The organism is Catenibacterium sp. co_0103 (assembly GCF_004168205.1).
Classification (GTDB): domain Bacteria; phylum Bacillota_I; class Bacilli_A; order Erysipelotrichales; family Coprobacillaceae; genus Catenibacterium; species Catenibacterium mitsuoka_A.
Window position 1 is genome coordinate 19,108 of sequence record NZ_RCYB01000024.1, and the last position, 9,880, is coordinate 28,987.

10 protein-coding genes are annotated in these 9,880 nt (G+C 34.4%); 3 read left to right on the plus strand and 7 right to left on the minus strand.

Translation table 11 applies throughout. The annotated features are described in order from the left end of the window. Nucleotide 1: 1 nt before the first annotated feature. From EAI80_RS05790 to EAI80_RS05820, 7 genes are all read right to left on the minus strand, one after another. Nucleotides 2-1,681, minus strand: coding sequence for an alpha-glucosidase (locus EAI80_RS05790; protein ID WP_275055479.1), 1,680 nt, complete (start codon nucleotides 1,679-1,681; stop codon nucleotides 2-4). Continuing rightward, nucleotides 1,671-2,093, minus strand: coding sequence for a PTS N-acetylglucosamine transporter subunit IIBC (locus EAI80_RS05795; protein ID WP_129981295.1), 423 nt, complete (start codon nucleotides 2,091-2,093; stop codon nucleotides 1,671-1,673). The genes EAI80_RS05790 and EAI80_RS05795 overlap by 11 nt, the downstream gene beginning before the upstream one ends. A 26-nt stretch (nucleotides 2,094-2,119) precedes the next feature. Continuing rightward, a complete protein-coding gene (locus EAI80_RS05800; protein WP_238634459.1) occupies nucleotides 2,120-2,941 on the minus strand; it encodes a PTS system mannose/fructose/sorbose family transporter subunit IID in 822 nt (273 codons plus the stop codon). Continuing rightward, nucleotides 2,934-3,731, minus strand: coding sequence for a PTS sugar transporter subunit IIC (locus EAI80_RS05805; RefSeq protein WP_129981297.1), 798 nt, complete (start codon nucleotides 3,729-3,731; stop codon nucleotides 2,934-2,936). Before EAI80_RS05805 ends, EAI80_RS05800 begins: the two co-directional genes overlap by 8 nt. 18 nt (nucleotides 3,732-3,749) lie before the next feature. Further along, a complete protein-coding gene (locus tag EAI80_RS05810; RefSeq protein ID WP_129981298.1) occupies nucleotides 3,750-4,226 on the minus strand; it encodes a PTS sugar transporter subunit IIB in 477 nt (158 codons plus the stop codon). 307 nt (nucleotides 4,227-4,533) lie between these two features. Then, nucleotides 4,534-5,790: an L-serine ammonia-lyase, iron-sulfur-dependent, subunit alpha gene (locus EAI80_RS05815; RefSeq protein ID WP_129981299.1), complete on the minus strand. Its 1,257-nt coding sequence runs from the start codon at nucleotides 5,788-5,790 to the stop codon at nucleotides 4,534-4,536. 130 nt (nucleotides 5,791-5,920) lie between these two features. Further along, the gene (locus EAI80_RS05820) at nucleotides 5,921-7,282 is read right to left on the minus strand and encodes a PTS transporter subunit EIIC (RefSeq protein ID WP_129981300.1); all 1,362 of its coding nucleotides are present in this window, start codon (nucleotides 7,280-7,282) and stop codon (nucleotides 5,921-5,923) included. 278 nt (nucleotides 7,283-7,560) lie between these two features. Between EAI80_RS05820 and EAI80_RS05825 the strand changes: the two genes are divergently transcribed. The 3 genes from EAI80_RS05825 (at nucleotide 7,561) to EAI80_RS05835 (ending at nucleotide 9,796) form a co-directional block, all read left to right on the plus strand. Next, entirely contained in the window at nucleotides 7,561-8,283 is a 723-nt protein-coding gene (locus tag EAI80_RS05825; protein ID WP_129981301.1) for a 6-phosphogluconolactonase, read from the plus strand. Between the two features lie 124 nt (nucleotides 8,284-8,407). Then, a complete protein-coding gene (locus tag EAI80_RS05830; RefSeq protein WP_129981302.1) occupies nucleotides 8,408-8,953 on the plus strand; it encodes an RDD family protein in 546 nt (181 codons plus the stop codon). Between the two features lie 51 nt (nucleotides 8,954-9,004). After that, entirely contained in the window at nucleotides 9,005-9,796 is a 792-nt protein-coding gene (locus tag EAI80_RS05835) for a MurR/RpiR family transcriptional regulator (RefSeq protein ID WP_129981303.1), read from the plus strand. Nucleotides 9,797-9,880: the final 84 nt, after the last annotated feature.

Genomic DNA, 9,880 nt, shown 5'->3' on the forward strand with positions numbered 1-9,880 from the left:
ATTACCCCTTTGTTAGATAAACTACTGCTTGATATGGATTTAGAATAATATTTTTATCATCTGTTTTCAATACATTCTCATAATTTCCAATAAGAATTTCAGCATCCTTATAATCATCTGGCAATGTATATTTTACCTTCTCTTTTGCGAAAGAACATACTACAAGTAATTTCTTACCTTCATATTCTCTTTCATATGAGAAGATATCTGAATCATTTTCGTCTAATAGTTTATAAGATCCATGAACAATTATAGGATTTTCTTTTCTTAAACGAATTAATTTCTGATAATAATAGAATACTGAATTTGGATCTTTTAATTCATCTTCTGCATTGATGAACTTGTTATCAGGTGAATAATCAATCCAAGGCTTTGCATCAGAAAAACCAGAACCTTCTTCTCCATTCCAAGGGAATGGTGTTCTCGCATTGTCTCTTGAACTTAAATAAGCATATTTCTTGATTGTTTCTTCATTTTCACCTTCATCCTTCATTTTCTGACACATAAAGACCGTTTCAATATCTTTATATTGATCAAGTGATGTAAAAGGTACATCTTTCATACCTAATTCATCCCCCTGGAAAACATAAGGTGTTCCCTTCATCATATGCAATAGAGTAGCTAACATTTTAGCTGATTCCACACGATATACTCCATCATCACCAAAACGAGTCACATTTCTAGGCTGGTCATGGTTATCCCAATAAAGTGAATTCCATCCCTCACCTAAATCATTGATCCAAGTTGATAAGCTCTTCTTTAAATCACTGAGTTTAAACTTCACATCAGAGAATTTACCGTACTTACCATAATCTAAATGCATATGATCAAACTGGAATACCATGTTTAATTCGTGTCTAGAAGGATCTGTATAAAGTTTACCCTGCTGAACATTGGTATTGGCTGTTTCTCCTACTGTCATCACATCATAGTGTGATAAGACTTCTCTATTCATTTCCTGTAGGAATTCATGAATACGAGGTCCATTAGAAGCTCCTTTATAATATGATTTTGCATAATCATATTCTCCTGGTAAGGCGTCTGGAAAATTCTGTCTCTTACTTAATAAAGAGATAACATCCATTCTATAACCATCAATACCCTTATCTAACCAGAAGCGCATTTCATTATAAACTGCTTCTCTTACCTTAGGATTTTCCCAGTTTAAGTCAGGCTGTCCTGGCGCAAAACAATGAAGATAATACTGTTTTCTTTCAGGTACATAAGTCCATGCAGATCCACCAAAAGTAGCACCCCAGTTTGTTGGTTCACTGCCATCTTCTTTAGGATCCTTCCAGATATAGAAATCAGAATATTCATTATCCTTAGAAGATTTAGACTTTAAGAACCATTCATGCTGGTCACTTGTATGATTCACTACTAAGTCCATAATAATCTTAATATTCATACTATGTGCTGTTTCTAATAGTTCATCAAAGTCTTCCATTGTGCCATACATCGGATTGATCTTGCGATAGTTCGCAATATCATAACCATTATCTACTAATGGTGATTCATAGATTGGGTTTAACCAGATGACATCAATACCTAATTTAGATAAATAAGGAAGCTTTTCAGTAATACCTTTTAAATCACCAACCCCATCATTGTTGGTATCATTAAAACTTTGTGGATAAACCTGATAAACAACGCTGCTTTTCCACCAATCTTTATTCATCATCCTCATCGACCCCCATATTTTTCATAACATCGTTGACATAAACAATCTGTGACTTTGCATCATCAATCGCATTTCTAATGACATCTTCATTCACTTTTTCACAGCTTGCTAATGATAAACAGACACTTAATACAATAGGTAAATTCATTCCTGTAATCACATATACATTAGGATACTGTAAGTATTTGACTGCTTCCTGATTCACACTACCCCCAAGCATATCAGTGAAGATGATGTATTCATCACCTTCATTGATTTCTCCTAGTGCTTCTTTTAACTTCTTTTCAACAGGTATATTATCCATATAAGCACTCACTGACTGGATATCAGTTAAAGTTGGCATAAGATACTGGATTGTATCTTTTAAACCATCAGCGAGTAAATGATGGCTGGCTAGAACGATTTTTCTCATAGACTTTTTCCCCCCGAAAACTTTGATTAGAGAGCTAGAATTCCAAAGAATGAGCAAACTAATGCAAGAATGATAATTAAGAAGATGACCTGAATAACAGTAAGTTTCTTAGATGCAAGTAATTTATAAACGATAAATGTAAGTGCAACTGGTAATAAAGCAGGCATGATCTTATCTAAGACACCTGTCTGAATAGCAAGTTTTACTTTACCTGACTTAAAGACAAGACCTAATGACATCTTAACAACTGAAGGAATTAATGCCCCAATAACTGTTAGACCCATGATAGATGCTGCTTCAGTGAAGACTGATAACTTATCACCTAATGTAGTAATAAGCTTTAAACCTGAATCATATCCTAAATGGAATAACTTAATTCTAAAGAAGAAGAAAATCACGTTAAGTAACATCCAGATGAGTGCACCTGTAGGGTTACCTTCAAGTCCCATATAAGCTGCAATAGAACCCATGATTGTTGGATATAGTACCCAGATTAAAGTATCCCCGATACCTGCAAGAGGACCCATCATACCTGTCTTAAAGTTCTGTACTGTATCTAATGCTTCTATGCCATCTTTTTCTTCCATAGCAACACTTGCACCAAGTAAGATATTAGCCATCCAAGTTGTAGTATTGAAATATTTAAAGTGGTTATTTAATGATGCAACATAGTCATCATCATTATTCTTATGAATCTTTCTTAAAACCTTCTCTAATCCAAATACAACTGCTGGGCCCTGATGGTTTTCATAGTTATATGTATTACATGCCATAAACATGTAACGTACTGCGGCTTTTGTAAGATCTTTCTTTGTAACAACTTCTGTTGTCTGTGTTTCTTTATTCATCCCAATCATCTCCTTCTTCGATTACTGCACCTTCTGTTGCGACTGCTGGTGCTTTATTGACCTGTGTTGTAAAGAAATAGTAAGCAATAGCTAAACCAATAATAGATACACCTAACATTGGTACATTTAAGTAAGCTGAGAAGACAAAACCAATCATCAACATTGATAAGTACTTCTTAGCAGGCATAACCTGTAACAATAACGCGATACCTACAACTGGTAACATATTTCCTGCGATAGATAGACCATTTGTGAACCATACTGGAACTGATTTTAAGATAACATTAACGATTGCATCACCAAATAATACACATAAAGCTGTTGGTAAACCTGTAGATAAAGCAAAGATCATAGGACCAATCCAAAGAATTCTGTTCATCTTACTAAACTTCTTTTCATTACATGCTTTCTGTGCTGCATGTGTTACATAAGTGTTTAATAACTTTGCGAATACATCTAACTGAATACCAAGCATACCAACTGGTACACCTACTGCTAAGGCAACTGCTTTTGCCTGAGCCACATCATTTGTAGTTCTACATGCAACATAAATACCAACTACTGTTGCAAGACCCCAGTTAGGCACTGATGAACCACCAATGTTGGCAACACCTAAGTTCATTAACTGGAATGTACCACCAATAATCATGGCAGTCTTCATATCCCCCATAATCAATCCTGCAAAAAATGCAACCATGATTGGGAACCATGTTGTAATAACAATCCCCTGCTGGTCTAAGACCATCCACATTGATAATAATACGATTAATACTCCTTGAATAACCTGCATACTTCTTATCTCCCTTGATTATTTAATATATGTTTCTAGTGGTTCTTCTGCTTCGCTTGGTACGAAGTGGAATGTCACTGGAATACCCATAGACTGCAATTTCTTTAAATCATTCACTTCTTCTTCATTGACTGAAACCATCTTCTTCACTGTTGTCTTACCTTCCCCATCGAAGATAATACCAATATTTACTTTAGGAATCTTAACGCCACTTTCAGCTAACTTAACTAATGTAGATGGTTCTCTTACAATCATGAATACATTATGGCTATCATACTTTCCTGCGTTGAAGTTCTTAATAGCTGTTTCTGTATCAATGATTGACATACCAGTCCCCACTGGCTTACTCATTCTCATTGCTGATTTTTGAACTTCATCCTTACTTACTTCATCATCGACTACCATTAATCTTTTTGCCTGTGTTGCACCTGCCCATTGTGTAACAACAATACCATGAATTAATCTCTGGTCGATTCTTGCTAATACTAAACTCATTTTTCTTTTCCTCCTTGAAATTGCTTTCATTTGTTTTGACGAGTCCTAGTTTACCCAACAATGCAAACACTTTCAATATTTCAGGCCCCTTCTGGGACGTGGCACAAACTCTTGGAATAGGTGTCAAAGATAAGGGAAACGTTCCATTATGATGTTTTAGAATAGTAATATTATGTTTATACAATTCAATTTATTATGATATATACAAGGTTATTTCAATTAACTAACACTTCATACTTTATTCACTTTAATTATTAAAATGTACCATTATACGCAAAAAGAAGATGATCCTTGGACCACCTTCTTCCTATTGACACTCTTTACTTTTCATAATTGAGATGATTTCTTCATCTACTTTATTCATTCCATTTTTCCCAATATGGGCCATATTTTGAATACATTGTTCAGGTGTTGATGCACAAATTCCATCACTTTCTCTTAATCCTGCATTATTGACTGCAGTCATTGCACACATAAGTGCAGCCGTAGATCCTGTAGATACCTTTAATGCACATCCTACTTTTCCTCCATCACAAATCATACCAGTTACAGTTCCTGTCATATTACGTATACAATACCCTATCTGATCATCTGATGCATCTAAGAGATAAGCGATACCTACAGAAGCAGATGTAGAAGACGCCATGACACATGTACACATAGGCGATAATTTACCTATATGTGCATTAATATATCTATTTACTAGATGTGTAAGCGCAAGTGCTTTGAGTTTCTTTTCTAGTGATATGTGTAGTTCTTCTGCCACTTCATTCACTGGTATAGAAACAACGAGTCCTTTTGTACCTGCACCTGAACTGCTCATTGCAGGAAGTGGACAGCCATCTAGTCTATTTTCAGCAGCTGCAGTAACTTTCCTTATTATTCTAGTTAACAAGTCTTCAGAAAATAATGAACGGTTAAATGAATCACTCAAATGTGTTGTTCCTTTATATTGTGATAATCGGTTATTCATTTCTATACCATCTAATAAGAATTCAAGTTTATACACTGTCATTGAGTCTACCAAAGAACATATGTCTGATATTTTCATTTCTTTGAGTTCATCAATCACAGTGGGTGTATTGTTTGTTTCTTGAGTTGTTTTCTCTTCTAATACAATTCCATTCTTTTCTAGATAAACTATATTTGTATGTGCCTCTTTGATCATACATGTCACTGTATCGTTAGATGTATAAAGAGTACATTTTACATGAATAGATGCTGAATCATTAATCGTGATAGAAACATGGGACCCTAATAATTCAGCATAAGTGATTGTATCTGGTTCTATATCTTCAAATAGAGTCAGCTGTTTTTCTGGGTTCTTTAATAATGCCCCAATAGAAACGGCATACTCTAAACCTACATACTCACAATGTGGTATACCTGCAGACATTCCATTCTTATATATTCCTTTATTAACATCTAACTCTATTTTATTTATTGGATTATTTAACTGTTTAGATGCATAAGCTGCACATAATGCGACACAAACTGGTTCTGTACATCCTAATGCAGGAACTACATCCTTCTTCAATAAGTTTATTAGTTCTTCTTTTCTCATATGATTCTCCTTGTTTACAGTATACAAGGTTTATCACAAATTAAAAAGACTGCTGTGGGGTAGCAGTCATATACAAAATATTTAAGGTTATTCAATTTTATGTGTGTGTGAGTTTTATTTCTTGTTTTAATTATTTTGAATTTTCTTCTTCTAACTTTTGTTTATCTAATAATTTAACGAATGGATAGTAAAGTGCCATATCTAGAAGGATTAGCCCTACAACCATGATACCGGCTTTAATATCCATACATCCTAATGCAGCACCAAGTGGAGCTGGTGTTGTCCACGGTGTTTCAATTACACCCTTTCCAACGATGTGTAATGCCATACAAGTATAGGCAATAATTGAGTTTACAACTGGCACAAAGATAAATGGAATCATCATAATTGGGTTTAATACCATTGGTAAACCGAAGATGATTGGTTCATTGATATTGAAGATAGCTGGACCAATTGAAAGCTTACCTAAAGTACGTAATTCAACTGATTTTGCTCTAAGTAATAGAATACATAATCCTAAAGTAGCACCTCCGCCACCTAATGCGATAATATATGACCAGAATGGCTGAGTGAAGAAGTGTACTAATGGTTTACCAGCACTATATGCTGCGATATTAGTAATTAAATACATCTGCATGAATGGTAATCTAATTGGCTGAGTAATACTTGCACCATGTAAACCAAAGAACCAGAATGTCTGAGCAATGATAGTAATTAAACAGATACCTACTAATGAGTCTAGACCAGATACCGCAGGTGCAAGCACTGTCATAATCATACTTGGTAATAACTGACCACTGATATTCTGTATAAATAATGATAGTGCATAGAATATGATAACACAGATAAAGAGTGGTAAGATTGCATCGAATGATGAACTGATTGCAGGTGGAACACCTTCAGGCATCTTAATACGAACGTTCTTCTTAAATAAGAAGTTCATGACTTCTACACATCCGATAGAAACAATAATAGCTGTAAAGATACCCTTTGCATCCAGGTAAGTTGTTGGTATATAACTTCCTGCAAGTGCAAGTAGATCAGTGGCTGATTTACCATCAGTAATGAGATTAGCTGGGACAGCAGAAGTAGTTGGTGCAGATACGATTAAGAATACTGCAGTAGAAACAACAGCTGCATTTAAGCTTGGCATTTCGTATTTCTTAGCTAAATGATAAGAAATAGAGAAAGCGATAAATAGTCCCATTAAAGCCATTGTCATATTATATGGTAATAATAATGCGGCTTTATTAGCCTGAGCCCAGTTGTACCATCCTGTAAGCATGGTAGTGATGAAACCCCAGTTTGGTAGAGTTTCAGGTTTGAATGGTGGTGTTGATACGATTAAGCAAGCACCTCCAAGGATTGATAGTGGAATAGCAACAACCATTCCATCACGAATTGCAGCAAGATGTCTTTGGTTAGCTAACTTGTCTGCAATGGGAACTAGTGTGCGATTTGCTAGTTCATTGAATTTTTCCATGAAGTTCATGTCGAGTCCTCCCTTCTCGTTGGATACATTATATCTTGGAAAAGCCTAAAAAATCTCGTATTTTCCAATATATAAAACACCTTTCCATATGATAGAAGAACTTTCCAAATCGTGGAAATCACTTGCAAAAGCGGCTCTATATAAGTATAATGCGCGCCAAATTACACCGATATATACAATATAATTTTAATTTTTTATAGGTTGACAGAAAGAGTTTGATGCTTATAATGTGAAGTGTGTGAGTTTTATCTTCTTGTGAAATACAGGAGGAATTTGTTATGAAATTAATCGTTGAAGAAAACACTCAGAAAATGAGTGAAAGTGCATTGCACATCTTACTTGGTGCTATGATGCAGGATAAGAGAGTGAATATTTCTCTTACATCAGGCAGAAGTCCTATTGAACTTTACAAGATGTTAGCTCCAGAAGTAAGAGATCAGGAAAAGTTCAAGGATATCGAATATTATTTATTCGATGAAGCACCATACATGGATGGTAAGCCTTATGGTCCTAACTGGGAAGAAATGCAGAAATTATTCTTCGAAGAAGCAAATATTCCAGAAGAAAGAATTCATGATATGACTATGGAAAACTGGGAAACATATGATGAAGAAATCAGCCGTGCAGGTGGTATTGATGTCATGGTTATTGGTCTTGGCTATGATGGTCATTTCTGCAGCAACTGTCCTAGATGTACACCAATGGATTCATATTCTTATGCAATGGATCGTGCTACTAAGAATAAAGCAAACCCTGATTATCCAAAGAGAGAACATCTTCCAATCACTCTTACAATGGGTCCTAAGAGCTTAATGAAGGTTAAACACTTAGTGATGATTGTAAATGGTAAGGAAAAAGCAGGTATCTTAAAACAGGTTCTTGATTCACCTATTACAGATGAATTACCATCTACTGTTTTAAAGCTTCATCCTAATATGACATTGATCTGTGATAAAGATGCAGCTTCTGAATTAAACATGGACGATTACAAAAGACTATAAGTCTTTATAGAAAGTTCTTCGGAACTTTCTTTTTTTATATTCCGGAAAGGTTTTCCAAGAATTGGAAACGAGATTACTGATCATTTGTGAATTGATATACTTGAATAAACAGGAGGTACTATTTATGAGTAAGATGGATATTGTAGAGTTAAGATTAAGAAGAACAGTCGCATTGATAATTGACTGGTATATTACTAATATGCTGGCTTCTATTCCTATCACATTCTTTTTAAGAAAAGATAGTCAATTTAAACCAGAGATGTTTGAATTAAATGCTTATGGTTTCAATACAGCTCTTATTGTATGTTTAATTGCGATTACTATCGGGATACTTTATTATGTATTCATTCCTCTTTATATCTGGAAAGGTCAGACTCCAGGTAAGAAGATTTGTAAAATCAAAGTTATTGATTATGATCATAAAGATGTCACTATGAAAAACATGATGTTAAGAGAATTACTCGGTGCAACTCTTCTTGAAGGTGGTATTACTATTATTCCTTCTTATTTAAGAAAGATTGCCTCTCTTTTACAATTCACTTCTATTGTGAATCCTTTGACTTATGTTGCTTATGCATTGACACTTGTTTCTATTGGATATGCTTATTTCCAAAAAGATACACGTTGTTTTCATGATTTAGTTTCACATACTGAAGTTATTAAACTATAAATAACTGTCCTATGGTATAATAAGGCATATTATACCTAGGACGGTGAGTACATGTTTAACTTAGTTATTATTTTATTATCTACATTAAATGGTGAACCTAAAGGTTCTAATAATTATAAGATTGCGAAATTCATGATAGAGAACATTCGTGATTTAGAAGACTATACTCTAACTGAACTTGCGAAAGCGTGTTATGTGTCTAATTCTAGTATTTCTAGATTCTGCAGGGATATAGGTTTAAGGGATTTTAATCAGTTAAAAAATCAAATTGCGAAGTTTTCGGTAGAAAAAACGAAACTTTCTAATAAGTTCAACTATGAAGGACGAAACGAAGATTCCATTTTCACTTCTTATGTAAGAAGTGTGATTGAGAATCTAGAGATGTTAGAAAAGAGTTCTATTGAAGATGATATCAAAAAATTAGTCAATGATATTTATGAGTATCAAAAGGTAGCGGCATTTGGTTATATGCATTCTGAAAACGTTGCATTGAACTTGCAATATGATTTGCAGACAAGTGCTAAACCCGTATTTACTGCCATTAAAGTAGCTAACCAGGCTGAATATATTACAAACGCAGATGAGAAGACTTTAATTATCTTGTTCTCTGATTCTGGCACTTATTTTGATCGTATTTTCCCACGTGCAAAACCTTTTAAACACCAAAGCAAGAAACCTAAGATCTGTTTAATTACATCTAATAAAGAATTAGATTATCCTTTTATAGATCAATATATACGCTATGATAGCAGAGGTGATTATGCAACTCACCCTTATTCACTCACAGCGATTGCAGATACAATATGTATAGAATATGCAAAAATGTTGAAAGAACTTGAATAATATGAAAATAGGGTAGACAGGAAATAATATCAATACTGAGATTAATTATTATTTCTGTGCCTCCCGTTGCACCGTACGTACGGG

Excerpts from the sequence above, each read along its gene's own strand:
- EAI80_RS05820 (WP_129981300.1), bottom strand. The coding sequence starts at position 7,282 with ATGAACTTCATGGAAAAATTCAATGAACTAGCAAATCGCACACTAGTT.
- EAI80_RS05835 (WP_129981303.1), top strand. The coding sequence starts at position 9,005 with ATGTTTAACTTAGTTATTATTTTATTATCTACATTAAATGGTGAACCT.
- EAI80_RS05805 (WP_129981297.1), bottom strand. The coding sequence starts at position 3,731 with ATGCAGGTTATTCAAGGAGTATTAATCGTATTATTATCAATGTGGATG.
- EAI80_RS05795 (WP_129981295.1), bottom strand. The coding sequence starts at position 2,093 with ATGAGAAAAATCGTTCTAGCCAGCCATCATTTACTCGCTGATGGTTTA.
- EAI80_RS05830 (WP_129981302.1), top strand. The coding sequence starts at position 8,408 with ATGAGTAAGATGGATATTGTAGAGTTAAGATTAAGAAGAACAGTCGCA.
- EAI80_RS05825 (WP_129981301.1), top strand. The coding sequence starts at position 7,561 with ATGAAATTAATCGTTGAAGAAAACACTCAGAAAATGAGTGAAAGTGCA.
- EAI80_RS05815 (WP_129981299.1), bottom strand. The coding sequence starts at position 5,790 with ATGAGAAAAGAAGAACTAATAAACTTATTGAAGAAGGATGTAGTTCCT.
- EAI80_RS05810 (WP_129981298.1), bottom strand. The coding sequence starts at position 4,226 with ATGAGTTTAGTATTAGCAAGAATCGACCAGAGATTAATTCATGGTATT.
- EAI80_RS05790 (WP_275055479.1), bottom strand. The coding sequence starts at position 1,681 with ATGATGAATAAAGATTGGTGGAAAAGCAGCGTTGTTTATCAGGTTTAT.
- EAI80_RS05800 (WP_238634459.1), bottom strand. The coding sequence starts at position 2,941 with ATGAATAAAGAAACACAGACAACAGAAGTTGTTACAAAGAAAGATCTT.